The following is a 26,687-nucleotide window of genomic DNA, read 5'->3' as shown; positions in this document are numbered from 1 at the left end:
CCCCCTATTTTCAGCCACGCCGAAGGGCCCACCCGGTTGCCGGGCAAGGAACTGAATGCCGCCGAGGCGTCCCGCGCCGCCTGTGGCGGAGATCACGACCCTTCTTGCGGCTTCGACGCCTCCGCAGCGGACTTCGAGCGTGTGCCCAGTCGGCCGGGAACGGCGACCCGGCCGAGCGTGAGCAGTGCCAGGAAGCCGATGAACAGGCGGTAGAGCGTGACCAGTCCGGACACCAGGCCGCCCAGGAGGGCGAGCAGCAACACCGGCCGGCCCCAGGGGCTCGGAAGGTAGGGAGCCGTCACCACCGTCCCCAGCAAGCTCACCGTCAGAACGGCCCACACCACACCCTGGGCGAACGACGCCGCGGCCAGACGCGCCCGCTCGGCCACCAGAGGATCGCGCGCTCCCTCGCGCGCGGTCGCCGCCGCGGCCCACCGCTTACCGGCCGCCATGGCGCTGCTCCCCGGTGCGAGGCGTCCCATCGGCTGTGCGCGCGACGGCCTGCTGGGCATCCCGCAGGCCGGCGGCCAGCTCGTCCAGCCCGGCGGCGAGTTCGTCGAGGAGCTCCGCTGGCGCGGCGTCCTCGATGAGCCGGGACCGCCGACTGCCGAGGTAGGCACCCGGCGCCTCGGCCCCGGGCCCGGCGTCGTCCAGGTCCGCCAGCCGGTGCTCCAGACACTCGTGCTCGCCCAGAGCCGCAGCAGCCGCCACGCCCAGCCGCCGGTAGGCGGCCTCGTAGCCCTCGACGACGTCGAGGCCCGCGCTGTCCTCGCCGGCGGCCAGCACCAGGCCGGCGGCATCCCACAGGAACCGGTGTCCGGCCTCGGCCGCGCGCCGGAGCTCGGGCACGCCCGACGCTGCTGCCGCCGCGGCCACCTCCTGATGCAGGGCCAGGAGCCGGTGGATGTACTCCGCCCGAGGGGCAGTGGCATCCACGACCCGCACATGGCGGCGGGTGACGATCGCGGTGAGGCCCGGCCCGCCCCAGGCCAGCGCGACACCTGCCGCCGCGGCCACGATCAGGGCCGCGCCTGCGGAAAGGCGGTCACCCAGCACGGGGGGCAGCAGCAGGACCGCGGCCACGACCACGGCCAAACGCCCCACGCTCACCGCGGCTGGCAGCTCGGTGCCGCCGATCCTGCGCAGGAACGGCGCCGGCCGCCGTCCCCACACCGTGCGGGCGAGCAGCGGCTTCCACCGCGCCCCCGCGGCCGGGGCGACCACTCCGACTTCGGCGGGGAAGGCGTCCTCGAACCGCGCCTCCGAGTCCAGTGGGTACCCCCACCGGACCCAGCCCCACTCCGTCCGCTCCACCGGCCGCACCGCGCCGACGGCGGACTCGAAGGCCGCGGCGCCAGCCCGGCTCTCGCCCGACGCGGCGAGGTGGTACTGCAGGGCGTGGACCGTTTCGCGGTGCCAGCGGTCCACGTCACCGCCGTAGGGGAGCGGCCGGAGCCCGTCCCGGAACTCGCCTATCACTTGGACGCCCCCTCACCCGGCAGGGCCGGCCCGGGGCAGCTGCCCAGGGCGCGGCGCAGCGCGTCCTTCTCCGGCGGGGTCAGCCAGAGCCTGTACTTCGCCTTCACTGCGATCTGGCGCTGCGCGTAGCCGCAGCGGATCAGCTTGTTCGGCGGAAGCCAGGTGGCGGCGTCGCCGTCCCCCTTCGCCGCGTTCGTCGGGCCGTCGACCGCCACCAGGTTGAGCGGGTCGCTTGCGAGGTTGAGCCGCTCGGCCGCACTCAGCTGCTGCGCGCCGGTCTGCCAGCTGAGGCTCAGGGGCACGATGTGGTCGATCTGGACGGCCAACGACGTCTTGACGCCTCGGGTGAAGGAGATGGTGCGCGCGGTGTACGGGTCGTGGAGCGTGCCGGAGACGACGGTGCACGGGCCCTGCCGCACGACGTCGGTCAGATCGCGGGCGAGGATGTCGTTGCGGGTCGAGCAGCCGTTGTGGCTTCCCGGCGCGGTGCTGTTGTCGCTCCAGGTCGGACCGAACTGGTCGCGGCTGTACCCGGTCTGAGGGGCTCTGCCCTTGACGGGGAGCCGGTCGAGCTCCTGGAGGGCGGCGGTGGCCGACAGCATGGGCCCGGCCGCGGCCTCGGGCGCCGACTTCACGGTGTCGACGGGGGTGCAGGCGGTGAGCGTGGCTGCCGCAGCGAGGGCGACGCCGATGGCCGCAGCGCGAAGCGGGTGGGGCATGGAGTGGTGCTCCTGACTGGTCGGAGGTGCGCGTCATCCCATAGAGGTGCCGCGCGGCGCATCCGTGTGACCATTCCCGCCCCGCCGGTGACGAGAAGTTCGGCGCGCCCTGCTCCGGCGCCGCCCCTCGACGTCAGCCGAGGGTGCTGCTGAAGGTGATCCGGTCGCCGCGGTCGGTGGCCTCGACCGTGACCGGGCCGGGGACAGCGGCTGAGGGGAGGGTGAACCGTACGGTGACGGTGGCCGAGCGCGAGGGCGCGATCGGGGCGTCGGGGTAGTTCAGGCTCGGGGTGACGGTCGCGGCGTCGGTCAGGCCGGCGCCGGTCATCACCCGCAGGGTGATCCCCAGGCCCGGCCGCGGCCGGGGATCGCCGTTGGTGACGGTCAGGTCGGCCGTCGCCGTCCGCTTGCCGCCGGTGTCCGGCCCGAGCGTGATCGGGGAGAGCCGCAGGCCCGCCGGCGACCAGGCGCCGAAAGGCAGGAGAAGGCCGGGCGACGCCGACGCCGTGCCGATGGGCTCGGGAGAGCCGGACGCCGAGGCGGCGCTTCCGGGCAGGGCGCCCTCGAAGAAGAGGTCGTCCGCCTCCGCCATCCCCTCCTGGGTGGCCTCGGCGGTGACGGTGACCCGCTGGCCCAGGCCCTGCGGGGGCACGGCCACCCCGATCTCGGCGGTGTAGGAAGCGCCCGGCGCGACCTTCACCCCAGCGTCGTGCGCGGGGAGCCCCGGGAGGCTCCGGTCCTTGACCGGGACGGCCTGGCGCCCCAGCGGTCCGTAGCGCACGGTCAGCGCGGTGTCCGGCAGCAGGGTGATCCGGTCGCTGGTGTTGGTGAACTTCGCCGTGGTGCGAAGGACGGTCCAGTCGGCCGGTACCTCGCCGGACGTGCTGCCGGCCTCCTTGAAGGGTTCCACCTCCAAGGTCCAGCCCTGCGCCGCGACGGGGACGGCACGTCCCAGCTCGGTGATCCCGGCGGGGAGCCCGGCCGGCGTGGCGGCGACGGTGGCCGGAGCGGACGCCGCGCCGGGAGCGGCCCCCGACGTGGAACCGGCGCACCCCGCCGACAGCGTCGCGATGGCCGTCACGACAACGGCGGCCCATCCCCGTGTGCTGCGCATGATTCTTCCCCTCGGTCACGGCGCGGGATCGCGCTCCTGAACGGGGATCATGCCAAAACAGCTGGCGGTCGAACCTCAGCACCGCTGCACGGGGTCCGGGGGACCGTGCGGGCCGGGGATGTGCTTCCAAGACTCCGTGTACTTCCTCGGCTCCGCGGGCCAGCTCACGGCGGGCTGCCCGCGCCCTCGCGGGCCCGGGCGACGCCGGCCAGCACCTTGCGGACGATCCGCTGGTTCCCGGAGTGGAAGGCTTCCGCCTCGATCAGCCGGTCGGCCAGGAGGCCGGTGGTGATCTGGCCCAGGCGGTACGACTCGTCGGCATACTCCGCCGCCGCGTCGGCGGCGGCCCGGGAGAGCTCGGAAGCGCGTTTCGCCCACGCCGCGATGGCCTCGCCCTTGTCGCTGGCGGCTTACGTGTTCGGTGAACGCCTCGATAGCGGCGAGAGCCAGGGGGAACGGCTGGAGGGTCACGCCTGCGCCTCCGTTCCGGGGTACTCGCTGCTCAGATCGGCGGTGCGTCGGCGGTGCTGCTCGGCGGTGATGAACCCGGCCTCAAGCTGCGCGTCGAACAGGGCGTGCGCGGCGCGCTGCCCTTCGGCACGGGCGCTCTCGATCGTGGCCGGGTCGCCGCCGAGGAGGGCCAGGCGGTAGTCCGCCACCCGGGCGTTGAGGTGCCGGGCCCGCTCACGCACGGTCTCGCGGTCGATGGTGCTCATGTGGAATCCTTTCAGGGGTGGGAGGGGTGGCCGTCCTGCCGTTGTGGCTGGCCGGTTCAGACCTGGTGAAGGGCGGGGTACGGGCCGCCGAGCGGCCTGCTGTAGCCGGCGGGTACGACGTAGGCGACGTAGCAGCAAACGGCCGCGCCGCAGTGGAAGGTGACGTTCAGACCGAAGGGGATCGCCCCGTTCGCCGCGCTGAGCGGCTCGACCCGGCGAATGAACGGGTCCTGCCGCGCGGTCAGCACGCCGACCAGGTAATGCTCGACGGCGGTGAGCGGCGTCTTGCCGACGGCCGGCAGCGCGGCGGCGCGCAATCGCGGCGGTGGCACCCCCTGCGGTTCGGCCCGCCCGTCCGGAGGACGGGCGGCCACGATCTGGAGGTAGACCTCGGCACCGGTGGGGAGGGTCAGCCGCAGCCCGAACCGGCTGTGGGCGCAGCCGGTCTCGGCGAAGGTGGCGACCTGCCCCTGGCTTCTCGGACTCTCGTCGAGGGCGGTGCGCAGAAACGACTCGAACTCGCAAGCCTGCCAGGGCTGGAGAAGTGTGGGGGCCGGGCTGCTCATCGCTCGGCCCGCCGTCCGGCGCACACCGTGTGGTGGTCGGTGACCATGCCGATCAGCGTGGGCAGCACATCGCCGGACTCCGCGTCGCACAGGCGCTCTCCACACCCGGTGTGGACCAGTTCGAGGTCGCGCTTGGCGGGGTCGCCGGAGTCGAGGAGCGGGTAGTCGTCCCAGATGATCGCCAGGGCCGTCAGCTGCTCGGCCGGGGTGGTTGCCGCCGGTCCGGTGAAGGACTCGGGGCTCATCGGCGGCTCTTCTCGTACGGCTCCAGCGCGGCGAGCACGGTGACGCCGAGGACCTGGTCTCCGGCGCCGGCCAGCCAGTCCTGGACCGTCGTTCCTGCGGGAACGGCGGACAGCTGCTTGATGAGGTCCGCGACGTCGGTGTGGGGCGCTCCCTCTGCGGTGCAGCCGGTCTCGTAGGTGCCGACTCCGGGCACGTGGGCGACGAGGTGACCGTCCGCGCCAGACCAGTGGGGGTCCTGCCAGAGCTTGAAGACGGCGGTGGGGGCCTGCTCCTGGAGGGCTGTCGCAAGGTCGTCCGAGCTACCGAGCGGGGTCTCGTGGATGCCGTAGCACGCGCCGAGCACCAGCCGGGCGGGCTCCGGCTCCTCGGTGTCTCCCCATTCGAGGCCCAGGGCCTCGTCGGAGATGGCCCTGAGCACGGCGGCCTCCTCGTCCTCGTGGACGGCGTAGACGAACAGCTGCATCGGTGAGCGGTCGGACATGGCGATTCTCCGTATCGAGTGAGTGGATCAGAGGTCAGGTGGCGGGGCGGTGCCGGTCCTGCGCACCGCCCCGGAGGTGGTTCAGGCCGCGAGAGCGGTGTCCGGGTGCTGGCGCTTTTTCGGCCCCCGCGTGCGGAGCGGGTCGTGGCGCTGTTCGTCCACGGGGACCACGGTGGTGATCGGGTCGGCGTCCTCGGGGAGGAGGTCCAGGCGGACCCAGTAGGGCATTACCCAGCGGGTGGTCTCGCCCTGGCGCGCCTTGCCGATCCGGAACCGGCGGAAGTGGCCGCACCGCTGGTGGGGGGCCTGCTGGACGCCGGAGGGGATGCCGTCGCCGTCCAGCACGCGGCCCGTCGCCCGGCGGGCAGCGTGCAAGGCGGGGCCGACACGCCAGCCGATCTCGACGAAGAACGGGTCGCGGCTCTTGTTGACCGCCCGGCGCTTCTTCTTCGACGGCTTGACGACGGGCGGCTCGGCCAGGTCCCGGTTGTCGCAGCACAGGTAGATCAGGACGCTCAGCGCGGGGCGCAGCAGCTCCTCGAACAGGGTATACGCGGCGGCCTTGTCGCGGGTCCGGCTCCAGTGCGCCTCCGCCCTCGCGGCGGCGAAGTCCACGGCCTGGGCCACGGTGAACTTCTCCATCCCGGTGGGGATGTTCATCCGTATGTACGTCTGGCCACGCACCTCCCAGGTCTCCTCGTCGAGGAGGTCGATCACGAAGAGCAGACCGAGTCCTTCGATCTCCTCGTCGGTGTAGGTCTGCTGCTCGGGAGTCTGGTTGAAGCCGAAGAGGTAGAAGCCGCGGACCAGGCCGTCCGACTCCTTGTAACGGACCGGCCAGGGTTCGGGCAGGACGACGAGCGGGTTGATGTGCGGGAGCTGGCGGAAGATGCTGCCGGGCAGCGTCTCGGAGGTCGAGCGGTACAACTCTGCTGCCAGGTGCTGGTTGAGGTCGTAGGTGACCCTGCCCCGCCGGGCCCACATGCGGAAGATCCCCACGTGGCTGGCCACGTCGATCAGGTCGGCCTGCTCGGAGAGCGTCAGGCCGGGCGGCGCTGTGTGTCGGAGGGTGACCGGCCGTCCGGTGGAGAGCTGGTCGAGCTTGGGGGCGAGCCACAGGTGATTGCCGCGCAGCGCGCTCTCCCGCTCGGTCAGTGCTTCGACGAAGACCTCGCTGATGTCGCGGCTCTTGAGCGCGCGGGAGTGTCGGCGGTTCATCTTGGCCATCCCTGTGGCTACGGGCCCTACAGGCCGGGGCGTCCCGGTGGACCGCTGGAAGGCGGTCCGCCGGGGGAGGAACCGGTGCGCGGCGACCGGTGGGCTGCGTCGGGTCGGGGACCCGTTCGCACCGAAGATGTTCCGACTCTAGCTCAATTCATAGACTTAAGCAATCACGGCGTGACGGGGATGGGCACCAGGAAGAACTCCTGCCCGTCCTTCGCAGCCAGGCGGATCGGCCGGTCCGGCAGCGCACCGAACACCGCCTCCGCCACGGCCGCCGGTGCACTGCCGGGACCCAGCGCCGACCCGAGGGCCGAGCGGATCGCCGCCAGGGTGTCCGCCGACAAGGGCGCCTTCAGCGGCGCCGCCTTGGCCTCCGCCGCACAGGCCGCCAGCTCCTCGTCGCCGGCGCTCGCGTCCAGGCCGTGGCGGCGGGCGATGGCGGCCACCGTCGTGGCGAGCGCTGCGCGGTTGTGCCAGCGGCACAGGTCGCCGGGAGTTCCCACAGGGTGCAGGTGCCGGGCGGTGCCGATCGAGGTCTTCTTCATGTGTCCTCCGTTGCGGTCAGGGTGCCGGCTGGTGCCGGGGGCGGGTGGGGGCCGGGCCGCGCCCGGCCCCCACCTCGCGGTTACAGGTAGGCGCTGACCATCTGCGCGAACTCGTCCGGCCCGATGACGGGGATGCCCAGCTGCTCCGCCTTCTCCTTCTTCGAGCCGGCCTTGTCTCCGGCGACGACCAGGCTGGTGCTCTTCTTCGAGACGCTGGACCCGGACCGGCCTCCCGCCTTCTCGATCAGCTCGTTCATGCCGGTGCGCGACAGCGGTTCGAGGCGGCCGGTCATGGAGCCTGTCACCACGATCGTCTTCCCGGCCAGCGGCAGCGCCGCTCCCACGCCCTGGCCGGAGCCGGAGGCGTCGGCCGCCGGGGCGCTGCCCTTGGGCTCGCCGAGATAGACGCCCGCTGCCGCGAGCTTGGCGATCACCGGCTCCAGCTCCGCCAGCTCGGCCAGCACCCAGGCCGACTTCTCCGCGCCGATCCCCTCCACCTGGCGCAGTTCGGCGGCCGACGCCGCCTGGATGGCGGCCATCGTGCCAAAGAAGTCGGCGACCCGTCGGGACATGCTGCGCCCGGTTCCCCGGACCCCCAGGGCGCAGAACACCCGGGCGAGGGGCTGCCGCTTCGCCGCGGCGAGGCGGTCCAGGATCTTGACGGCCGTCTTCTCGCTGCCGGTCGCCGCAGTGAGCTGCCCCAGCGCGAGGGTGAACAGGTCGGCGACATCCTGCACCGCTTCCTGCGCGACCAGCTGCGCGACGACCTTCGGTCCGATCCCCTGGACGTCCAGGACATCGCGCTGCACGGCGTAGGTGATGGACGCCGCGAGGTTGCACGCGCGGCCCTTCAGACACCTCCAACGCTCCTGGCTCTTGTCGATCTCGCCGCCGCAGCCCGGGCAGACCGTGGGCAGCTCGATCGGCTTCTCCTGGCCGGTGCGCGCCGAGGTGACGGGAGCGAGGATCTGCGGGATCACGTCGCCGGCCCTGCGGAGTACGACGCGGTCACCGAGGCGCAGCCCCAACCGGGCGATCATGCCGGGGTTGTGGAGCGTCGCGAACTGCACCGTCACGCCCTCGATCGCGACCGGCAGGACCTCGCCGCGCGGCGCGATGTTGCCCGTGCGCCCGGTGGTCCAGGTAACCCCGGTGAGCGTCGAAATCACCTCCAACGCGGGCAACTTGAATGCGACCGCCCACCGGGGCGCGCGCGAGCCGGAGCCCGCGGCGGCCTGGTCCTGCGGGTGGTCGGCCTTGATGACGATGCCGTCGATCCCGACCGGCAGGTCTGCTCGCCGCGCGGCGACCTTCTCGACGTACTCCTGGATGTCCCTGATGAGCGGCGAGGTCAGCGTGCCGACCGGGGTGTCGTCCACGGTCTGGACCCCGAGGCTGCCCAGGACCTTCATCAGCTCGGTGTGGGTCATCTCCTCGCGGATCAGCCCGCCCGCCTCGCCGTCGACTGCGGGCAGAAGCCCGTATCCGTAGAAGCTGAGGGGGATGGTGTACTGCCGGCCGGTCGCGCGGAGCGAGCCCGAGGCGGCGTTGCGGGGGTTGGAGAAGGGGTCCTCGCCGTGGGTGACGCGGATGCGGTTCGCCTCCTCGAAGCGGGACTGGAGCAGGACCACTTCACCACGGACCTCGACCGAGACCGGCATGTCCAGCTCGACCGGCAAGCCGTCGATGGTGCCGATGGCGTGGGAGACGTCCTCCCCGGTCGAGCCGGTGCCCCGGGTGACGAGCTGGACGAGCTTGCCCTCGTGGTAGTGCGCCGCCACCGCCAGCCCGTCGATCTTCGGGCCGGCGTGGAGCCCGCGCGGTTCGCTGCCCAGCCGCTTGCCCAGGGACTGGACCCAGCGGGCCAGTTCCTCGGAGTCGAAGACGTTGTCGAGGGAGAGCATGGGGGTCGTGTGTGCGACCGATCCCTCGGGCAGCGCCCCGGCGGCCACCAGGGTGGTGGGCGACTCGGCCGCGCGCTGGTCCGGATGCTCCTGCTCGTAGGAGGCGATGGCGCCCATGAGGTGGTCGTAGGAGGCGTCGTCCATCTGCGAGTCGCCGCCGCCGTAGTACGCCGCCGCGGCGCGGCGGGCCTGGTCCAGGGCGCGGAGGTAGGAGTCCTCGTCGGTGATGGGGGCCAAGGTGTTCGGCACGTTCTTGTCCTTCTTGCCGGTGGTGGCTGCTGCGACCGCTCCTCCGTCGGAGCGGTGCTGCCCGGCTCCACTGCGGGCGCGCGGTGGAGCCGGGAGCGGGGGGCGGGGCCGCATCGAGCGGCACGTTCAAACCATACGTCGATTCATAGGATTAAGCAATATCGGTTTGATCGTCGAATCCTCCGTGTGCCCGAAGTGGGTGGCCGAGCCGCGGCGAACTGCCGCAGGTCTCCCGTGCCGGCGCGCAGCAGCCTCCCCGGGCCGCCCGGGCCTGGCGCTGGCCGGCGGCGACGGAGACTGGCAGCGGGGCGGGCCGGAGGGCGTGGTGCAGCCACCGGCGACCGCTGGAGGCCGCCGGCGACTCGTCGGTGATCCCGGGCCCCGTCAGGCGACCGGCCGGCGATCTGGCTTTCAGCGCTGGTTCCTGCCCGGCTACTCAAGGACTTCGAGCGAGCGGAGGACCGTGACGTCGTGGTCGGCCAGCACCTGCGCGTACGCGCCGCTGTCGCGTACGTAGCGGTTGATCTCGGGATCGTCGATGGAATGGGCCGTCCAGCAGAGCATGTGGTTGCGGCCCGAGGTCCGCTCGTCGGAGCAGATCCTGCGTGCGTCCGCTTCACTCACCCGCCAGAGCACCCGCCGGTGGGTGGTGGGTGTGTTCCTGGAGGCGATGAAGACCACCACTTGTGCAGTCATGCGGAGTTCCGATCATGCGCGGACGCCCTGCGCGGCTCCGGCCGGCGCGGCGGTGCGGGAAGAGTGCCGGCGACCTTCGGCGCACCAGCCGGATGCCGGTGCGCCGGGTGCCCGAAGACAGCGGGCCCGCGTACGTCTGTTCCGCCCACGGGCGAACGGGCCGCCTCTGCGCCTACGGCGGGGGCGTGACCTCGAAGGCGCCGCTGGAGAGGTTAACGGTGAGGTTCGCGTTGAGCTTCGGCCGGTCGAAGCGGGAGTAGACCCCAAGGAGGTCCCGGAACCGGCCCTCCAACGCGGTGGACGAGTCGTCGTGCTGCTCCGGGGGGCCCTCCTCGTACCGCCATGCCTGACCATCCGCTCCCAGGAGCCACACCTCCTCGTCCCAGTACATGCCGTCCGGGGCGTCCGAGTAGGTCACGAACTCGACGCTGGTCGCCCTGGTGCCGGCCTGGTCGGGGCAGCTGGCGCACATGGCCCGCAACACCTGGAGCAGCTCCTGCTTGACCCGTTCGTGCGCAGCGTCACGCAGCCAGCTACCGAGCTCGTACAGCTCGTTTCGGGTCAGCTGCGGCAGCAATGGCTCAAGGTGCTCCTTGGTGAGCATCGCCCGGGTGAGCGGGCTGCGCCACTCCGGTGCGGCGCCCGGCGGCCGGGCGGGAGCAGGGGGCCGGGGCCGGTTGAAGCAGTAGTGGCACTCCTTGCCGTCGCCGTTCTCGGCGCGATTGTCATCCATGATCGTTTCCTGGCAGCGGGTGCAGCGCTGGGATCCCCCGCACGTGGTGCAGTCCTGGTTTCCGTCGCAGTCCGCACACGTGGAGCATGTCCAACACCCCTCGTTCCCGTCACAGTCCGGGCACGGCGTAGCGGCCGGTGCGGGATCGGGTTCACCTGCGGGAGACGGGGGCGCGGCGTCGCGGGGGACGTCGACTGCGATCTCCGTGGTGGGAGTCATCGGTCTACCTCTCGGAGCGATGGCCGGGGCCGTGCGGAGCGCACGGCCCCAGAGCGTTGGTTCAGGCGGGCAGCGGCACGAAGAGGACGGGGCTCGGCGTCCCGTACGGCTGCTCGTCATCGCCGATCTCGATCAGGGCGTCTGCCACGAACGTCCGATCGAAGTCGGGGGCCTCGACCGCGAGGTGGGGGCCGTAGCGGAGCGTCGCGCCGTAGGCGTTCCACGCTGGCCCGTCGTCATAGTCGTTGGTCACGATGAACGTGACCGAGCTCGGCAGCGGGCACTCCGGGCGGTCCGCAAAGAACTCGATCAGAGCGTCGCGGAGGTCCACGCGCAGCTCCTCCGGAACCTGGGGGTACACATCGCGGGCAGGGCCCCGGGGCACGGGGAAGGCAGCGCGCAGCGCGGCGACGAGCTCCGCCGGAAGGACCTGAGGAGCCGTGGCGCCGAGGTCCGGCCGAAGGGCCTTGGGTGCGGTCGCCAAGGCGCTGAAGGCGCGCTTCAGATCGTCTTCGGCGGCGCGGAGTACGGCGTCCTGGGCGTAACGCGCAGAGTCGGACAGGGCCTTGGGCATCGTTGGGCTCCAAGTCGGGTGGGGCGCTGCGGCAGGCGCGCAACAGGGCCGTGCTGGCGCCGCCGACCGCCCGGAGCGCTGCCCGGCGGTCGGCGGAGGGGACTACGAGAAGCGGTGTTGCGGGTCTGGCGGGCGCTGTTCACCGAGTCCGCTGTTGCGCAGCCCGAGCCCGCAGTTCGGCGATGAGCCGGTCACGCCCGGGCCACCAGGACGCGAAAAAGGCCTCGGTGTTGGACTTGAGCTGCGCCTTGAGCTGGTCGGTCAGGCTCTCTGTCCAGACTTGCGCCACGTCGGCGAGCCAGTCGATGGCAGGACCGGAGTTCGCCACCTCGCTCGCGTACCCGTCCTTGAGGAAGGCGGCATACACGCGCACCCGACGAGTGACCGGCAGCTGGTACGTGCGGCCGTTGTCCAGGGACACCTCGGTCGCCACGAAGGCGATCCGCTTGATCGCGGTGACCGTCCCTTCGGCGATGTAGTCCTGAACGGGGTGGTCGCCGTACACCTTGAAGCTCACGGGGTATCCCGGGGCGAGAGCGGACGCGGTGGCGGCTATGTACGACATGTCACTCCTGGAGGCGAAGAGGCCGGATCGGCGGAGCGTCTCGCCCGCCGCGACCTCTACTATACGCACACTCGTGGAATTAAGCAATGTTCTTCGGATAGGGCACTGCCTTCAGCGCGATGACGGTGCGCGACCGCTCCGCCCGTGTACGGCCCACAGCTAGGACGTACCGGAAGTTGCCGGGGTGAGGTACTGGGCGCGCTCCGAGCTGCTCCAGGGCTCTGGGCAGCCACTGCGCCGGGGATTCGCCGGCCGTGCGGGGCGGTGCTCCGAGGGCGACCAGCCGGCTTTCCACCCCTGCGGCCCCGGGCTCGGGCTCGCGGCTGGTCAGCTTGGCCCGGGACCGAGCTGTCAGGACGGTGCCGTCCGGCAGCAGCGTGTGCGTTCGCCGCGTCCCGCGTCCGGTGAACCGGAAGTTGCAGCTCTGGTACACGATGCCGAGGTGCCCGTTGGAGATGATCATGTCTCCGTTCGGGGTGCGCCGTGACCTGGGCACCGGGTCGGAGAAGCTCACCACCCCCCCGGATGCCACGCTCGGCGGCCTTCTTCATCGCGGCCGAGATGAAGAAGCTCTCGCCGTTGGCGGCCACGTCGTCGGTGAGGGCCAGGCGCGAGATCTCCGCGCTCTCGTCGTACGGGACCACGCGGGGAAAGGCCCTGGTGAGGACACGTTCGTTCATGGGGCAGCCCAGCACGAGAACGCCGACCAGGGCGGCGCCTTCGGGGCCGGGGCCTTCCTCGCCCTGCGGCGGCTCGTGGTCCCACAGGCCATAGCGGTGGAGGGCCGCCGGCCTTATCTGCATGTGTCAAGCTCTGAGGCTGGTCAGAGCCGTGACTTACTTGCAGTCACATCAGGCACGAGGCAACCGAGCGCTCAACACGTCCACACCCGTCTTTGAACTCCCGCTACGTGGAAGGATGACCTCTATGAGCATGGAGGAGAGCGTCCACGGCAAGTCGCGAAACCTCGTCGTCTTCGTCCGAGCACATGAGCAGTCCCCCTCGGGTCGGACAACCTGGATCCTTGACCCGGCTGATCCCGCCCTCGACAGGTCTCTGGTCTGGTCCCCGCCAGTGGATCAGTACGACCCGATCACCTGGCATTAAAGCGGGGCTCGGTCAGCTGCCCGGCGAGTTCGGGATCGACCCACTTCATGCGTACGCCGAAGCTCAGGAACTCGCAGACCGTACTCATGATCGCGTTCGCGGTGTTCTCATCGCGGAAACGTTCCGGCCCGCCCCCGTTGCGGGCTCGTGACGGCAGCGGCTCCTCCACCAGCCAGTGCAGGAAGCGTGCGAGCTGCCACACCGTGATCTGCGCCCACTCCAGACGGTGGAACGTGCAGTACGACAGGTACAGCGCCGCTCGCCCGGCGTAGGTCCTCTCCGTGTTGTAGGCCCGGCCGGCATCTCGCAGCCCTGCGAGGAAGAGCGATCGCTCACGGTGAAGGGCGTAGTCGTCGGCTCCGACGATCACCCATCCTGTCCTGTCCTGGGTCAGCGTCGCCCGTTCCGCGCGGAATGACGTGACAAACGTGCCTGTGATGCCGAACACCCCTTGGATACCGATGATTCAGCCAGCTCAGCATGCATGTGGCTGATGTGGCTGCTGGAAAGATCATCATGAAGATAACCGGCCAGCCGGCCAGGTAGTGGTGGCGCTCGATGAACGACCGGGCGAGCGCTTCCGGGATCTCGGTGACGACTGTACCGCTCGCGCCGGAAGCCGCCCTCACTGACGTGCCGCCAGCTGGGCAGGCCGTACCGCCAGCGCTGGGTCCAGCCCTGCGGCCGGCCGGCGAGGATGCCGCGCATCTCCGCCGTGGTAGGCGTCACGCCGCGCACGCCGGCACCCCCGCGTCCTCCAGCCGCTCCATCAGGTGGTTCCTCCACCAGAGCGCGTACGACATGCAGTTGCTCTCCGTCTTGTGGGTCGGGCTGCACCCGCGCTCCCTGCGGCCGGCCGAGCTCCAGGCCATCGAGTCAGCCGACGCCAGCGAGCGGGACAGCGTCAGGCCCTGGATCTTGAAGCCGAACGCGTGCAGCGGTACGAGCGGCGCCCCGCGCCCGCCGAGGCGGGCGAGCTCGTCCAGGAGGAGGGAGGCCCGCCAGTGGTTCTGGCGCCGGCACATGCTGCCGACGCCCACCAGCGGCTCGGCCAGGAGGTCGATGCCGGCGTCGGCGTACATCTCTGCGCACCGGAGGTAGTGGGGGCGCAGCCAGCCCTGCAGGACCGGGATGACGCGGGTCTTGATGCCCAGGGAGCGCAGTTCGACGACGGAGTCGACGGTGCGCCTCAGGTGCTCCTCGATGGTGAGGCCGGTCTTGGGCAGCATCCAGGGCTCGCAGACCCAGTCCATGGGACTGCACCACTCGAGGTTGCCGATCTCGTCGTGGTAGCGGTTGACGGCGGCGGCGTACTGCTTGGCGGTGGTCTTCCACCGGCCGTAGAGGTCGACCTCGCTGAACGCCCCGCTGTCCAAGGCCCAGGGGCCGGCGGCCCGGGGGAGGGACTTGCGGTTCATCAGCCGCCGGTTGGAGACGAACAGGGGGAAGTCGAGGTGCTCCATCCAGGCGGGCTGGTGGACGCCCAGGTGGAACCTGACGGGGGTCGGCGTGATGGCGGGGGCAGTCATGGCAGGAGCCGTTCGTCGGGTGTCGGATGCTCGGGCCAGGGCGCGAGCAGGGTCGGGTCGCCGGCGTCCTCGCGGGCCCGGTCCTCGGCCTCGGCAGCGCGCACCCGGCCGGTGTGGAACCGGTCTGCCGCGTGGCCGCTCGGCCGGATGCACCGCTGCTCGGCCGTGACCGAACAGCGCGGGCAGGGCAGGGAGCCGGGGCAGGTGAAGGTGTCCACCAGCCAGTCGCAGGTCGGACAGGGAGCGCCGCTCACCGGCCGACCGGCCCGGTCGACCAGGGCACCGGCGGCGAGCAGCTGCTCGTACTCGAACCGGTAGACCGGAGCTGGGAACGGCTGGTGCACACCGGCGACGGTGCTCGGCCGGGAGAGCTCAGTGGTCACCGGGGCCCTCCGGGCGGCGGTAGGCGGCGGCCAGGACCTCGTCGGCCAGCTCCGCAGGGGGCGCCGCGTAGGCGAGCAGGGCCTCTCCCGCCGCGGACTCCACGACCGACAGTGCCGGGTGCCGGCGCGCCGCCCGTTCGAGGGCTTTGTGGAGCGATCGGGTGTCGATGAGCAGCATCCGGCCGGGGCTGCCGGGTTCGTTGGCCAGCCGCGAGATGGTGATGCTTCCGGGAGCCGGTGCGCAGCGGCGAGCCACGTAGTCGAGGCAGGCGTACGCCAGGACGGCGGCGGGAGCGAGCCGTCCGGCCCCGCGGTTCAGGCTGAGCACGTGAGTGCGGTCGCCGCGGTGATGCTCCCCCGGGGCAGCGGTGGAGAGCAGGTTGAGGTCGCGGAACGGGTTGGTGAGGATGTCCTCGAGGCCGGCGCGCGGCTGGTCGGAGGAAGCGACCTGCGGGGCGTACATCGTCGCGATGCAGGCGATGTCGCGGCCGACGGTGTCGTCCGCCGGAGTCTTCCAGCCGCTGCGCTCGGCTGCTCCGCGGACCTGGGTGCGCAGCTCGGCGCGGGTGAAGGTGGAGAGTCCGGCGCGCGCGAACAGGTAGTGCCAGGTCGGGACGAGGCAGGGCGCGCCGTTGAGCAGCCACCAGTGGAGCAGCCACAGGCTGGCCGGCTCTTCCAGGTACGTGTCGGCGCCGGCTTCGTCGAGCAGCCAGTGTCCGCGGGCGGTCGGCGTCACCGCTCCGCTTCCTGCGGTGTCCTCTTCGACGAGGCCGAAGGCGCCGGCCCAGAATCGCATGCTCGCCACCATGCTGGAGCCGACGCCGAGGACGACGGGCGCGTCGGGGTGGCGGAAGACCAGCGGGTCGTCCTGGACGGCGTGGTGGACCTTCAGGAGCCACCCCTGCCTCGGGGGGTAGGTCCGGTGGCGGCCGAATGCCGGCACGCAGCCGGCCAGCGGCGGGTGATCCGTCATCGGGACGGTGTTCTCCTTGTCGTGGACGGTGCCCTGCCGCTCGGCGGCAGGGCACCCGGATGGTCAGGGTTCAGGCAGGGACCTCGGAGCGGGCGAACGCCCTGGGGCCGGAGGGCCAGACGGCGCTTACCTGCTGGCGGTGCAGCAGCTCGGTCAGGTCCTTGTCGGGAGCCGAGGGGAGCAGAAGGACCCGGCGCGGCTCCGCGTCGAAGTAGCGGGCCAGGTCGTGCAGTTCTCCGATGGCTTCCCGCACGACAGGGCGAGCTGCTGTCGCGCGGGCCACCACGAGCTCGTTGCGGGTGAGGTCGTACAGGTCGACGTGGAGTTCGGCGAAGGCCCCGGCCACCTTGACTCGGAAGCTGGACAGCTTCGCCTGGTACGCCCACCGGGCGTAGCTCTCGTATGCCCGCAGCAGCCTGCCTGCGGCCTCCTCGGCCGGGCTGGGATTGGCGGCCCTCATGACGGTGCCGGGGCCGATCTGGCGGACGGTGTTCAGTTCTGCGATGGGGTCGGCGGTGCCCAGGCCCGTCGGGGTGCCGTTCAGCGGCAGCAGCCGGAAGACGATGGCCCGTCTGACTTGCTGGGGCCGCCGTGCGTCGAAGGGAGCATCGGCGTAGACGACCGGCACCTCGGGGTCCAGCCGGTACTGGCCCAGGTACTGGGCCGGTCGTCCGTGGAGCTGGAGGAACACGCGCAGTGCCCGGCCGTCCTGCTCGTGTTCGACGACGGAGCGGTTTCCCTGCGAGAGCGTCTGGTCGGTGCCGTCGAGTCCGCCCTCCCCGCCGAAGTGCAGATGAGTGCCGGTCCAGCCATCGAGACAACTGGCTTCGGCGTCCGGTGTGATGAACAGGTGGACGTTCGGGCTCTGCTTCGACGGGCTGATGCGGGAGTGGATCCGGCCGCCGAAGCGGGCGTGGAGGGCGGCGCGGTCGATGTGCTCGCCGGGGATGAGGTCCCAGGACACGGGTCTCCTTGTTGCGGGCTTTGCTGGAGGTGGAGTCTCACGGAACGGCGCCGCCGGGCTGTCCGCCCGGCGGCGACGGGCCGTCTCCGGCGGGCCGGACGTCAGCGGCGGCAGTCGATGCCGACGACCAGGAAGTCGGCGGGCAGGGCGTCGATGTAGGCGTTCGCGTGGTCGTGGTACGCGGTGCTGCCCGTCTCGGCGTCGTCGTCCGAGTTCAGGTCGGCCGGGTCTGCGGTCCATGTGCCGTCGAGTTCGAGGAGGATGTGGCCGGGGACCGCCCGGCGGCGTGCCCTCGCGATGAACCCGGCCCGGTCCAGGCTGATCAGCGCCACCTCCCCGCGCCGCTGCCGCGGGCCCGCCTGGCCCAGCCCGCCCTTGATCTTGGCCAGGGCCTTGAGTCGGGGCTGGTCACGGAAGGCGATGTGCGCTCGGGGGGAGTGGCTGCCCCACTGTTCCGCGAACATGGCCCACGGCTGGGCGGGGGGCATCCCTTCGGTGGCGTGCTCCCAGGCGTCGTAGAGGTCGGCCGCCTTCGCCGCACGCTGGTCCCGTAGAGCTGCGAGGTCGAGGAGGCTGAGGACGCCGCCTGCGCACCGGCCGGGCTCTCCTGCCGCGGACCGTACGAGGCGAGGGTCGTCGTCGGGCGCTCCGGCGACCAGCGGAAAGTGGCTGGCGTACCGGCCTTCGGAGATCAGGTAGCTGGCGGAGTCGTCGTCGTCGGCTTCCTCGACAGCGCACAGCGCTCGGGCGGCGAGGGCGTAAGCGGATTCGGCGGCCTGCGGGGGCAGGCAGACCAGGACGTGTCGTGAAGTCATCGGGGTGGTCCGTTCGCGGAGGAGCAGAGAGCGCCGAGCCAGGAGCAGGCCCTTGGGGGCGAGAGCGACTGGTCGACCGATGCTCAAATAATACCTAGTGTCATAGACTTAAGCAACTCGAAGGTTGCTCAACGCCGCCGCCTCCGAGGGATGTCGAACGGGCGGCCGATGTGCCAATGCGGCTGCCGCCCGCTGTACTGGCACTCATAGGCGACCTTGGGGTGCTTCCAGGGAAACTTGCGCGCCAGCCGATCCGCGGCTTCCTGTGCCGACTCCGGCGACGTGTACGGGCGCTTGTCGAGACAGGCGCGCTTACGGGTGGCGGACACCTTCGTGCGCCGCAGCGCGGACTTGCCCATCAGGCGCCTCCTTCCGGTGCGCACCCCTGCGCCCGGCTGGCGTCCGAAGGCCGGTCCGAGGCCCTCAGCTCCTTGGCTCGGGGGGGTCCGGGGGCGGGCGGCAGCCGCACCTCTTCCAGATGCCAGGTGAAGTGCGTGCGGCGGTTCGGCAGGTCACTGTTGCCCGGGAGGGCGAACCGCCGGGCCCGGGGCCGCGGCGTTCGGTCGGACTTCGTGTCGTCCATGTTTCCCTTCAAAGTGAGTCGTGGGCGGGACCTGCGGGCTGTGGCCGGCGGGCCCCGCCTGGGGCTCGGGGCCCGGCGGCAGCCCCCGAACCTGAGGTGAGGTGGGCTATGCGTAGTAGCTCGCCATGATCCACTCCGGCTTCATGGCGTGCGGACGCAACTCCAGCACGGACAGCGCCCGCGCCAGGGGCTCGTCGTACTGCGAGACGGCGCTCATCACCGCGACGTCCAGGGGGAGCGGCTTCCCGTCGGCCTCGCGGACGGTGGCGGCGAGGATGTGACCCTCGTCGTCCGGGCCGATCGAGTACGTCCGCAGCAGCAGTTCGCCCAGCCCGAAAGCCGCCAAGCACTCCTCGGCCGCTCCGGCGAAGTGGTCGCTGTGGTTCTCCTCGCGCATGGCCTCCGTTGCCCACGAAACCCGAGGCATCAGCCAGGATTCCCTATCGGCGCTGTACCAGGTCAGGTCGCTCGCCAGTCCGGCCCAGCCGTCGGCCGGACCCCCCAGGCGGTACCCGTACATCAGGGCTGTGTGGTTCTCGATGGCGCCCATGGCGTCCTCCGTGTTCGTGGTGTGGTCGGTCCAGGTCAAGCGATGGGGACAGCGGGTGGGTTCAGGTCAGCGCCTTGTAGATGCCCTCCGCCTCCTCGCGGAAGTACTGGCACGCCTCGACGTACATCTCCTGCCGGGCGTTGGACACGTGGGTTCCCATGCCGCCCGTCACTCCCCTGTCGACCGTCGCCTCCGCCCTGGCGATCGCGTCCTGGAAGACCAGCGAGGCGTGCCTGAGTGCGCACTGGCCGACGACCTCGGACCACATCTCGATGAGCTGCTGGCGCAGCTCCAGGCCCTTGAACAGGCCCGGCGCGCTGATGATGCCCGGGTCCATGCCCTTGTACCGGTCCCAGTGTTCGGCCAGCTTCTTCTTCTGGTCCTCCCGTGCCCGCTGGGCCCGGCCGGAGAGGCGGTCGTGGATCTGGGCGGCTCGCTTGCTGGCGGCGGAGGTCATCGTGGTCTCCCGTGGGTGTTGGGGTGGGTGGTCACCAGCGGCCGGCCCGTCGGGTAACCGCTGGCGTGCCTCCACACTATCTATATTCATAGAATTAAGCAATGTCTGATCGGTGGTGCGCTTTGACCCACTCCCTCAGCTCGCCGAAGGTCGCGGGGGCACCCACTTCTGGGCTGCAGGGCTCCAGCGGGCCTGCGAAAAGACCCTGTTGAGGTCCGGCATGTAGTCGGCCCCGTAGTCCACGGCGTCGGGCCGGGGCTCAACTGGCACCCACCCCTCGCCGGGGCGGAGCTCGGCGAACCAGCCGAAGCTCACTGCGGCGCCCTCGCCGGGAACGAGGCCGGCCCACACGCCGCCGCCACTGTGGCCGTGCCGGCCAGAGCAGATGGCCTGAGGGAGGCCGGTCTGCGGGCAGTGGCTCTCCCGGCAGCCGGCGGCGTGCTCCGTACCGACCTGCGCGCCGCATCCGATGCAAGGCTCACCGCGAGAGAGGGTGAGCTCGGCCGCCATCAGTGGCCCCCGCCCAGGAGGTGTGAAGGAGGGAACGCGCGAACGCGCCCGGCGGTCGGGGTGGAGTTGACGCTCGACATGAAGGCACCTCTTGACGTTGGGGGAGCGGGCGGGGCGCGGCTGCGCCCCGCCGGGCAGTTGCCGCTACGCGGCGGTGCGGAACTCGACGCACGCCGGGAAATCCGGCTTGATGTCCGGGCCTCGCCGACGCTGAACCTTGATGGCGCACTTCATGCGCGCCCTGCCGTCTCCGGCCACCCGTTCCACCAGGAAGGCGCACGCCCCGCAGCGGGAGGTCGGCGTAGTGGTGCCCGGCTCCAGCAGCGGCTTGCGGGTGGCCGGGTGGATCCCACGGTCCAGCTCGATGCGTATCGCTCCGCGGCCGACAATCGCCGGCGGAATGGTCAGGCTCATGTGACTTCGTTCCTTCGAAAGGTGCTGGTGGGGTGAGGGAGGGGAGGGGAGGGGCCTGCCCCGGCGGGGCATCCCGCCCGGGCGGCGTCGCGGGGGTCGGGCGCGGCCGATATGGCCGTGCTACTGCCGGGCGATCCGCTTGCTCTCTCGCACGGCCCGGAGGCGATTGACCATCACGGGGTGGCGGGCGAGGGCTGCTTCGCTGTCCAGCAGCCCGTTGAGCAGCTGGTAGTAGCGCGTCGGAGAGATACCGAGGTCCGCTCGGATCGCCGCTTCCTTCGGTCCTGGGGCGACGGCGGTCGACCTGGGCCAGTATCGGTACTCGAAGTCCAGGAGGGCGGCGTCGCGCTCGCCAAGGGCCAGTCTGGCCGTGCGGGCACCCTCGGTCTCGGGCCTGCCGCCGTTCGCGCCTCCCGGCGCTGCCGGGGGCGGGGGGACGGTGTCCGGTGACGTGCTCAATGGGTGCTCTGCCACTCGCCGAGGCCGATGGCCACCACGACGGCCAGGCACATCAGTTCGGCCTGGCTGTAGATGAGCATCGCCGCGGCGGTCATCCAGGCGAGGTAGCGGAGGGCGTCCAGCACGATGTTCGCGGTGTTCTTGCTCAAGGGGGATCACTCCACTGGAAAGGTGGGCCGCTGCGGCGCACGTTCAAACTATAAATGAACTCGTAGCGTTAAGCAATATCGGAGGTGGATTCACCTCTCCCGAGGTGTGTTTCGAGTCCCTGGCGCAGACGGTCGAGTGCCAGTCGCTGGTGGACCGCTTCCTCGATCGCTCTCCACACCAGACCTTGGGACGGGTCCTCCGGCACCCCGGGCTCGCCACGGTTGCCGCGGATGGCGATCACGGTCTCCCCCTGCGGCGGCCTTGCCCGGTGGACCATGATCAGCGTGGGCGTCCCATGACCAGGGATGTACGCCCCCGATGTGTCGATCACCCAGGTCAGGTCCAGGCGGGAGAGGTACTCCTCGATGTACTTCTTGCCGAACTCGCGCTTCATGAACGAGTTGGCCGTGAGCTGCGCGATCGTTCCGGCCGGCCGGGCCAGGTTGGTCATCAGGGCGGTGAAGGGCAGCGCGAGGCTGTACTTGCCGCTGCACACCTGCGGGTAGGCGCGCCGGATCTGCTCGCGCACCCGGGCGTCGCGGACCGTGATGTAGGGCGGGTTGCCCACCACCGCGTGGTAGCGGCCCGGCTGGAGCAGCGGCTCGTCGGTGTCGAGCAGCGCGTCGGCCGCGGCGACCTGCACGGGCCAGCCGGCGGGCACGGCCGCGATGGGGCCGCCCAGGATGCCGGCGGTCGCCGCGAGGAGCCGGTACCGCGTCAGAGCGGCCGCGTAGGGGTCGAGCTCGACGCCGTGCACGGCCTGGAGGCCACGCTCCAGGGAACGCTCGACCGTGGCCCCGGCGTACGGGGCCCTCCCCCGCGGCCGGTAGGCCCGGACACGGTGGAGGGCGGATACCAGGATGTGCCCGGTCCCGCAGGCGGGATCGATCATCCGGACGCGGTCGGCGCCGACGTCGTCGAGCGCCGACTCGAAGGAGAGGTCGAGCAGCAGCTCCGCGACCCAGGGAGGGGTCTGGCACAGCGCCCTCGACTTCCGGGCGTCGGCCGACAGCGCCTGGTAGGCGTCTCCCAGGCGGTACCCGTCGATGCGGTGACCGTCGTCACGGATCGGTGCGCCGCTCCACAGCCGGGCGATCAGCTTCCAGCCGGCCGGGCTGATCGGGTTCTCCCAGAGGGGGAGGACCTGCGGGTCGGTGAGCGGTTCGAGCGCCGGGTGCGAGCCGGCCAGCGCGCCCAGGGCGTGCCTGGTGTGATCAGGGCCGTCGTCGCCCTGGCGCAGCGCGGCGACGAGGCCGTGCGCGGTGGCGTGCTCGACCAAGGCGGCCGCGTGGGCCCAGGAGACTGCGGCCTTGGCGCCGACCTCGCCGGTGAGATCGGCGATCAGGCGCTCGCAGGCCCGGGGGGAGAGTGCTGCGGAAGAAGACACGGAAGTTCCTTTCGCTCGGAGGCGGTCTCCGCGCCGGATGGCGCGCGGAGACCGCCTCCGGGCTGTTCAAGTCGATGTTGGGAGAGGCCGTTCACGCGGCAGGCCCTGAGACGGGACTCCTCACGCTCCGGCTGCTCTGGTGCTGATCGTGCTGATCCGGGCGGTACGGCGGGTGTCGAGGCCTCGGCCCTTGGGACCGTTGACGTGTGCCTTGACCCGGACCTTGACCTTGGGACAGGTCCCTCCGGCTTCGACGATGGCCTTGTGGTCGCGGGGGTTCGGGCAGCGCCAGCTCCACCGGGCGTCGACGCTCCAGCGCAGCGTCTCGTCGGCCCACCTGCGGTCGTGCTCGGCCAGTACGTGCTCGCCGGTGAAGCGGGTCGCGGCCTCGCGGATCACGCGGACCGGCCGGAACTTCACGCGGCGCTTGCGGCCCTGGCCGGTCTTCTGCGTCACGGTCTGCTCGTCGTGCTCGAACGCGGGCCGGAGCGACCAGAACGCGAGGAGCAGGCCGACCAGGATGGACGCCGGTGCCGCGCCCCAGTGGGGGTGGTGTCCGTAGCTCTGGATCTTCGTACTGACCTCGGGGACGGCCAGGACCATGGCGTTGGGGCTGTAGGGGCTGCGGGCCCAGTGGGAGGGGAGCAGAGGCGGGGGGAGGGCCTCGTACAGGTCGGGTGTGCTGGTGAGCGCGGTCACGGACAACTGGAGCTGGTCCCCGCTCCCTTCGGATTCCCAGGCCAGGCCGTGGATGGGGAGCTCGGAGGCGGCGGTGATCGGGACGGGGAAGTGCACGACGCCGACCGGCGCGGGTGCCTCGTCGGTGCTCTCCAGGAGGTAGCCGTCGGGGCTGGTGACCAGCTCGTGGTCGGTCACGGCCGTGGTGAGGGACGGCGAGGCGACCCACACCTGGGCCTGACCGAGGTTCTTGGACATCTGGAGCACCCGCTCCCGGTGGAGTTCGACGGCCCGCCGGTTATCCCCGATGTCCTTGCTGGTCCGGCTCAGGTGCATGGCCTGGATGAAGTCGAGGGCCACGGGCAGGCCGCGGACGGGCTTGCCGAAGAAGTCGGCGAGGTCGGCGCGCATGTGCTCGGCGGCTTCAGCGCTGTCCTCGATGCTCACGCGCTCATCTCCTCGGAGAGGATCAGCTTGCCGATCCGGGCGGGGTCGAGACCGTGGGCCTCGAACAGACTGATGAACAGTGAGGTGACCAGGTCTGCGTCGGGCTGTTCGCGCAGCGGGAGCACGTGGCCGCAGTTCGCGCAGTGATGCTGGACCTCGTCGGTCTGGATGTCGGTGATCTCCATGCGCGTTGCGCTGGGGCTGTCGGCGTCGACGATGTTGATCCATGCCGTGGCGGCGATGGAGGGGGTGGTGTCATCGCACTTCGGGCAAGGGCCGAACACGATCGGTACCTCCTGGAGGTGGCTGGCGGGTGGGGGGCGGCGCCCGGCCCGGCGGTGGCCGGGCGCCGTGTGCGGATGGGTCAGCGGGCAGGCTGCTCCGGAAGCTCAGCGACCTGCTGCCCGAGGGCAGTGCGGAAGGGGTAGTGGACCGCACCGGAGACGCCCGTGTCGCCGTCGGTCGGCTTGGGGTTCCCGTTCGCGTCGCGGTATTCGGCGAGTCCGAGGTCGGCAAGGGAGCTTGCCGTCTGCCAGGTCACGTTCGGCGCTAGGCGGCCGCTCGGTTCCACGTGGCGGGTCAGGGCGTACAGCTGCGGTGTGCTCAGGACGGCTCTGCGGCCCTCCACCGTGATGAAGACCGGCCCCGCAGTCTCGGCGAGCGCGTCCTTGACCGAGAGGCGGTAGCCGTCGCGGTCTGGGCGGTAGGCGTACTCGTCGGTCAGCAGCGCGTGGAGGATTTTCTTGCTGATCTTGTCGGGCAGCCGGCCGTTCGGATCGGCGCACGCGGTCTTGAGGTGCTGGACGGCCCTCGGCGTCGGGGGTTCGTGGGAGGTCGTGGTCATGGGAGGTGTCTCCGGGTTCTCGGGGCGGGCGCGGTGCTACAGGCCCAGGGCGCTGATCAGGGCCCGGAGCCGGTCCAGTTCGGGCCGGGGGTTTCTCCGGATGGTGCGGACGCGGAGGACCGGCACCGCCAGGTCCACCCCGAGCAGCACGTTCGGCCGATCCGAGGCCGTCTTGATCCGGTAGTGGGCGGAGTCGATCATCCAGGCGTCGAAGTCGTCGGCGGGGCGGCCGGAACGGGCGGAGCGGCCCTGGTCGGGTGCAACCTCCAGGCAAGGACAGCCGGGATCGTCGCACGGACGCCCCGCCGGATGCCTGGCCAGCGAGGAACTCGTGCGGTACGTCGCGGCGCTCCCGTTGAGCATGGGGCACCGCAGCTTGCTGTACGCCAGGCACTCCGGGTGGAGGGCGGGTTCGGACGCGAAGCCGACCCGGACGTCCATCGGTCGCACCGCCAGGCAGAAGCGCTCCTCCAGCTCTTCTCCGCAGACCTGGCACAGGCGCTCGGTCAGTGCCTGCTGGGCCCTGACGGCGTCGATGGTGCCGAAGGCGGAGTGTCCGCCGTGCTGGTAGGAGATCCACGGGACGACGAGTCCGCCCACAAGCGGCCGGGAGCGGCACCGGACGGGCACCGACGTGCCCGCAGCCTGGACCGCGCGCCCGCCCGAGGCCGGGCACGACGGCGAGGCAGGGTGTTGCGAGGAGGCTTCGACGATGGTGCTGGGCATGAGGATTCCTTCACGCTGGCGCGGGGCTGGAGCTGCCGATCAGTGGCAGTGCCGCCAAGCCGGACATGGCACCGGGCTCGACGGTCGCCGCGCGAGCGTCCGTGGACGGCTCGGCGGCACAGCAGACACGTTACCTGTATTCATAGACTTAAGCAACATAATTCAGCTTCTTCGCCCTCGGCGGCGCACTGGGCGGTGTCGGAGGTGTCGGAATGCCGACGGCGCTCCATCGGGACGAAGCGGCTTTGGCCCGCCCCAGAGGGATGTCGGGTGGCAGCTGGTTCGGCGCAGCGGCCCGCCCATCGGCCGGCGGTGCGAGCGCGCTGGCGTGAGTCCGGGGCGCCCGGGGCGGCCCCCGCCTGCCCGGATTCCAGAGCCAGCCACCCGCGGACCCCTCGGCCGCAAACGGGCTGACGGAGCGTTGGCCACTCGCTCGCGATCTGCCCGCCGCCCAGCAGGAGGCGTCCCGCGCAGGGCGCCGCAGTCGACCGCCTCGCGAGTTCGATGCCGCGGTGTGGCTCGGGGGTGAAGCCGGCGCCGAGCCGATCGGCACGCCGCCGCACCGGCGCTGCGGGGGCGCGCCGAGGCCGTCAGGCGGTGACGTGAAGGGCGCCGTCGCCCGCCATGGCCACCGCGTAGCCGCGATCGGCGAGAAGCGCCGCACACAGGAGCCGCACGCCTCCCTCGACCCAGAGGCTCGGGCCGACCGCTACGTGCGATTCCCACCACGACATAGTCACCGTCGTATCGCTGCTCTCGACCACGACCCCGACCGCCTGCGGATCGCTCCAGTCGACCATCCGGACGTGCTGGGCGAGCAGGTCGCGGACGGCGGCGGCGCGGCGCACCGTCGCTTCCTTCCGTTCGCGTGCTGCGCCCCGCAGTTGGTGGGCGACCTCCGGGTCGACGGGCCGGAAGACCGTACTGCCGGAACCTGCGGAGGTGATCACGATCGCCCCCGTGGGCCCGGCCGCGACGCGGGAACTGCCGACAGCAGTGGCGAGCTTGAGGAGCTCGGAACGACGGGAGACTCGCGCCGTGCTGCCGTCGGCCCCCTGGCCGACCGCCAACCGGAGGTAGTGATCGTGCTGGACGGCCTCCAGTGCATGGCGGGCGTCGGAGAGTCGGCGCCCGAGCTCGGCGGCGCCCGGGCCCAGGCCCGTCGCGTACGCGTCCAGGCGGCGCAGCGCCTCGGCGTCGACGTCGTACGAGCCCCGGCCCTCCTCGGCCTCCTGATGCACCGAGCGGCGGATCCAGTCGATGATCTCGCCGAGGTACGGGGCGGAGAAGGGGGCGCTGCGCAGAAGGCCGAGGAGGCTGTTCGCGTCGGTTTCGGGCATGACAGGGCTCGGCATGGCGTACTGCGTACTCCAGGGGATGGATGGTGGAGCGCGAGGGTGAGCGGCGGGGAGCGCGCCGCAGACAACATCATGACCATATATACACTCATAGTGTTAAGTAATCACCTGCGCAGGAGGTGCCCCGCGTCGACCAGCTGCCCGGCGCGGATCTCCTCCAGGCCGGTCCAGCGTGCACACAGCGCCATGACCTCCTGCGAACCGTCGGGCAGCGCCAGCCGGATCGCCTCATGGGCGAAGGTGCGAGCCAGGTACATGCTCTGCGGCCTTTCCTGGGCCACCAGAGGTGACGACGGCCGGGTGGCCCGGTCTTTGCGATAGCG

35 protein-coding genes and 1 pseudogene are annotated in these 26,687 nt (G+C 71.3%); all 36 read right to left on the bottom strand.

Annotated features, from left to right (window positions below; all coding sequences use genetic code 11):
* Positions 1-92: 92 nt before the first annotated feature.
* The 36 genes and pseudogenes from OG393_RS32840 to OG393_RS32670 all read right to left on the bottom strand — a co-directional run bounded on the left by OG393_RS32840 (position 93) and on the right by OG393_RS32670 (position 26,621).
* On the bottom strand, positions 93-452 hold the full coding sequence (locus tag OG393_RS32840) for a hypothetical protein (protein WP_327378715.1): 360 nt from the start codon (positions 450-452) through the stop codon (positions 93-95).
* Entirely contained in the window at positions 439-1,479 is a 1,041-nt protein-coding gene (locus tag OG393_RS32835) for a hypothetical protein (protein WP_327378714.1), read from the bottom strand. Before OG393_RS32835 ends, OG393_RS32840 begins: the two co-directional genes overlap by 14 nt.
* Positions 1,476-2,198 (bottom strand): HNH endonuclease family protein, encoded by a 723-nt coding sequence (locus OG393_RS32830; RefSeq protein WP_327378713.1) that lies wholly within the window; start codon positions 2,196-2,198, stop codon positions 1,476-1,478. Before OG393_RS32830 ends, OG393_RS32835 begins: the two co-directional genes overlap by 4 nt.
* A 133-nt stretch (positions 2,199-2,331) precedes the next feature.
* Positions 2,332-3,312 carry a hypothetical protein gene (locus OG393_RS32825; RefSeq protein WP_327378711.1) on the bottom strand — a complete coding sequence of 327 codons (981 nt, stop codon included), beginning with the start codon at positions 3,310-3,312 and terminating at the stop codon, positions 2,332-2,334.
* 467 nt (positions 3,313-3,779) lie between these two features.
* A complete protein-coding gene (locus OG393_RS32820) occupies positions 3,780-4,028 on the bottom strand; it encodes a hypothetical protein (RefSeq protein ID WP_327378710.1) in 249 nt (82 codons plus the stop codon).
* A gap of 56 nt (positions 4,029-4,084) precedes the next feature.
* On the bottom strand, positions 4,085-4,594 hold the full coding sequence (locus tag OG393_RS32815; protein WP_327378709.1) for a hypothetical protein: 510 nt from the start codon (positions 4,592-4,594) through the stop codon (positions 4,085-4,087).
* Positions 4,591-4,839 (bottom strand): hypothetical protein, encoded by a 249-nt coding sequence (locus OG393_RS32810; protein ID WP_327378708.1) that lies wholly within the window; start codon positions 4,837-4,839, stop codon positions 4,591-4,593. The genes OG393_RS32815 and OG393_RS32810 overlap by 4 nt, the downstream gene beginning before the upstream one ends.
* Positions 4,836-5,321 (bottom strand): hypothetical protein, encoded by a 486-nt coding sequence (locus OG393_RS32805; RefSeq protein WP_327378707.1) that lies wholly within the window; start codon positions 5,319-5,321, stop codon positions 4,836-4,838. Before OG393_RS32805 ends, OG393_RS32810 begins: the two co-directional genes overlap by 4 nt.
* 81 nt (positions 5,322-5,402) lie before the next feature.
* Positions 5,403-6,539, bottom strand: a complete 1,137-nt coding sequence (locus OG393_RS32800; RefSeq protein WP_327378706.1) for a hypothetical protein — start codon at positions 6,537-6,539, stop codon at positions 5,403-5,405.
* 173 nt (positions 6,540-6,712) lie between these two features.
* Complete coding sequence (locus tag OG393_RS32795) at positions 6,713-7,090, bottom strand: hypothetical protein (protein ID WP_327378705.1); 378 nt, start codon at positions 7,088-7,090, stop codon at positions 6,713-6,715.
* A gap of 80 nt (positions 7,091-7,170) precedes the next feature.
* Positions 7,171-9,243 carry an NAD-dependent DNA ligase LigA gene (gene ligA, locus OG393_RS32790; RefSeq protein WP_327378704.1) on the bottom strand — a complete coding sequence of 691 codons (2,073 nt, stop codon included), beginning with the start codon at positions 9,241-9,243 and terminating at the stop codon, positions 7,171-7,173.
* A 432-nt stretch (positions 9,244-9,675) separates the two neighbouring features.
* Positions 9,676-9,939 (bottom strand): hypothetical protein, encoded by a 264-nt coding sequence (locus OG393_RS32785; RefSeq protein ID WP_327378703.1) that lies wholly within the window; start codon positions 9,937-9,939, stop codon positions 9,676-9,678.
* 172 nt (positions 9,940-10,111) lie between these two features.
* Positions 10,112-10,672 carry a hypothetical protein gene (locus OG393_RS32780; protein ID WP_327378702.1) on the bottom strand — a complete coding sequence of 187 codons (561 nt, stop codon included), beginning with the start codon at positions 10,670-10,672 and terminating at the stop codon, positions 10,112-10,114.
* A 280-nt stretch (positions 10,673-10,952) separates the two neighbouring features.
* Entirely contained in the window at positions 10,953-11,465 is a 513-nt protein-coding gene (locus OG393_RS32775) for a hypothetical protein (RefSeq protein WP_327378701.1), read from the bottom strand.
* Positions 11,466-11,604: 139 nt separating this feature from the next.
* Positions 11,605-12,030, bottom strand: coding sequence for a hypothetical protein (locus tag OG393_RS32770; protein ID WP_327378700.1), 426 nt, complete (start codon positions 12,028-12,030; stop codon positions 11,605-11,607).
* 79 nt (positions 12,031-12,109) lie between these two features.
* Positions 12,110-12,493, bottom strand: coding sequence for a hypothetical protein (locus OG393_RS32765; RefSeq protein WP_327378699.1), 384 nt, complete (start codon positions 12,491-12,493; stop codon positions 12,110-12,112).
* A gap of 91 nt (positions 12,494-12,584) precedes the next feature.
* Positions 12,585-12,833: pseudogene (locus OG393_RS35570) on the bottom strand (hypothetical protein); the annotation flags it as partial.
* Positions 12,834-13,123: 290 nt separating this feature from the next.
* Positions 13,124-13,507: a hypothetical protein gene (locus tag OG393_RS32760; RefSeq protein ID WP_327378698.1), complete on the bottom strand. Its 384-nt coding sequence runs from the start codon at positions 13,505-13,507 to the stop codon at positions 13,124-13,126.
* A gap of 355 nt (positions 13,508-13,862) precedes the next feature.
* Entirely contained in the window at positions 13,863-14,666 is an 804-nt protein-coding gene (locus tag OG393_RS32755) for a deazapurine DNA modification protein DpdA family protein (protein WP_327378697.1), read from the bottom strand.
* Complete coding sequence (locus tag OG393_RS32750) at positions 14,663-15,049, bottom strand: hypothetical protein (RefSeq protein ID WP_327378696.1); 387 nt, start codon at positions 15,047-15,049, stop codon at positions 14,663-14,665. Before OG393_RS32750 ends, OG393_RS32755 begins: the two co-directional genes overlap by 4 nt.
* Positions 15,039-16,022 carry a DUF4007 family protein gene (locus tag OG393_RS32745; protein ID WP_327378695.1) on the bottom strand — a complete coding sequence of 328 codons (984 nt, stop codon included), beginning with the start codon at positions 16,020-16,022 and terminating at the stop codon, positions 15,039-15,041. The genes OG393_RS32750 and OG393_RS32745 overlap by 11 nt, the downstream gene beginning before the upstream one ends.
* 70 nt (positions 16,023-16,092) lie before the next feature.
* Complete coding sequence (locus tag OG393_RS32740) at positions 16,093-16,986, bottom strand: hypothetical protein (protein WP_327378694.1); 894 nt, start codon at positions 16,984-16,986, stop codon at positions 16,093-16,095.
* A gap of 101 nt (positions 16,987-17,087) precedes the next feature.
* A complete protein-coding gene (locus OG393_RS32735; protein WP_327378693.1) occupies positions 17,088-17,801 on the bottom strand; it encodes a hypothetical protein in 714 nt (237 codons plus the stop codon).
* Between the two features lie 128 nt (positions 17,802-17,929).
* The gene (locus OG393_RS32730) at positions 17,930-18,160 is read right to left on the bottom strand and encodes a hypothetical protein (RefSeq protein ID WP_327378692.1); all 231 of its coding nucleotides are present in this window, start codon (positions 18,158-18,160) and stop codon (positions 17,930-17,932) included.
* A gap of 330 nt (positions 18,161-18,490) precedes the next feature.
* Positions 18,491-18,973: a hypothetical protein gene (locus tag OG393_RS32725; RefSeq protein WP_327378691.1), complete on the bottom strand. Its 483-nt coding sequence runs from the start codon at positions 18,971-18,973 to the stop codon at positions 18,491-18,493.
* Positions 18,974-18,995: 22 nt separating this feature from the next.
* Positions 18,996-19,391: a hypothetical protein gene (locus OG393_RS32720; RefSeq protein ID WP_327378690.1), complete on the bottom strand. Its 396-nt coding sequence runs from the start codon at positions 19,389-19,391 to the stop codon at positions 18,996-18,998.
* 654 nt (positions 19,392-20,045) lie between these two features.
* Positions 20,046-20,315, bottom strand: a complete 270-nt coding sequence (locus OG393_RS32715) for a hypothetical protein (RefSeq protein WP_327378689.1) — start codon at positions 20,313-20,315, stop codon at positions 20,046-20,048.
* A gap of 120 nt (positions 20,316-20,435) precedes the next feature.
* Complete coding sequence (locus OG393_RS32710) at positions 20,436-20,774, bottom strand: DUF3263 domain-containing protein (RefSeq protein WP_327378688.1); 339 nt, start codon at positions 20,772-20,774, stop codon at positions 20,436-20,438.
* Positions 20,771-20,923, bottom strand: coding sequence for a hypothetical protein (locus OG393_RS32705; RefSeq protein ID WP_327378687.1), 153 nt, complete (start codon positions 20,921-20,923; stop codon positions 20,771-20,773). The genes OG393_RS32710 and OG393_RS32705 overlap by 4 nt, the downstream gene beginning before the upstream one ends.
* A gap of 68 nt (positions 20,924-20,991) precedes the next feature.
* Complete coding sequence (locus OG393_RS32700; protein WP_327378686.1) at positions 20,992-22,311, bottom strand: Eco57I restriction-modification methylase domain-containing protein; 1,320 nt, start codon at positions 22,309-22,311, stop codon at positions 20,992-20,994.
* A 120-nt stretch (positions 22,312-22,431) separates the two neighbouring features.
* On the bottom strand, positions 22,432-23,436 hold the full coding sequence (locus OG393_RS32695; protein WP_327378685.1) for a hypothetical protein: 1,005 nt from the start codon (positions 23,434-23,436) through the stop codon (positions 22,432-22,434).
* Positions 23,433-23,720 carry a hypothetical protein gene (locus OG393_RS32690; protein ID WP_327378684.1) on the bottom strand — a complete coding sequence of 96 codons (288 nt, stop codon included), beginning with the start codon at positions 23,718-23,720 and terminating at the stop codon, positions 23,433-23,435. The genes OG393_RS32695 and OG393_RS32690 overlap by 4 nt, the downstream gene beginning before the upstream one ends.
* 80 nt (positions 23,721-23,800) lie before the next feature.
* A complete protein-coding gene (locus tag OG393_RS32685) occupies positions 23,801-24,280 on the bottom strand; it encodes a hypothetical protein (protein ID WP_327378683.1) in 480 nt (159 codons plus the stop codon).
* 36 nt (positions 24,281-24,316) lie between these two features.
* Positions 24,317-25,006: a cell envelope biogenesis protein OmpA gene (locus OG393_RS32680; RefSeq protein WP_327378682.1), complete on the bottom strand. Its 690-nt coding sequence runs from the start codon at positions 25,004-25,006 to the stop codon at positions 24,317-24,319.
* Positions 25,007-25,596: 590 nt separating this feature from the next.
* Positions 25,597-26,361 carry a hypothetical protein gene (locus tag OG393_RS32675; RefSeq protein WP_327378681.1) on the bottom strand — a complete coding sequence of 255 codons (765 nt, stop codon included), beginning with the start codon at positions 26,359-26,361 and terminating at the stop codon, positions 25,597-25,599.
* 107 nt (positions 26,362-26,468) lie between these two features.
* A complete protein-coding gene (locus OG393_RS32670) occupies positions 26,469-26,621 on the bottom strand; it encodes a hypothetical protein (RefSeq protein WP_327378680.1) in 153 nt (50 codons plus the stop codon).
* Positions 26,622-26,687 lie beyond the last annotated feature (66 nt).

This window comes from Streptomyces sp. NBC_01216, from assembly GCF_035994945.1.
Lineage (GTDB): Bacteria > Actinomycetota > Actinomycetes > Streptomycetales > Streptomycetaceae > Streptomyces.
This window is presented reverse-complemented; position numbering and strand designations above follow the sequence as displayed.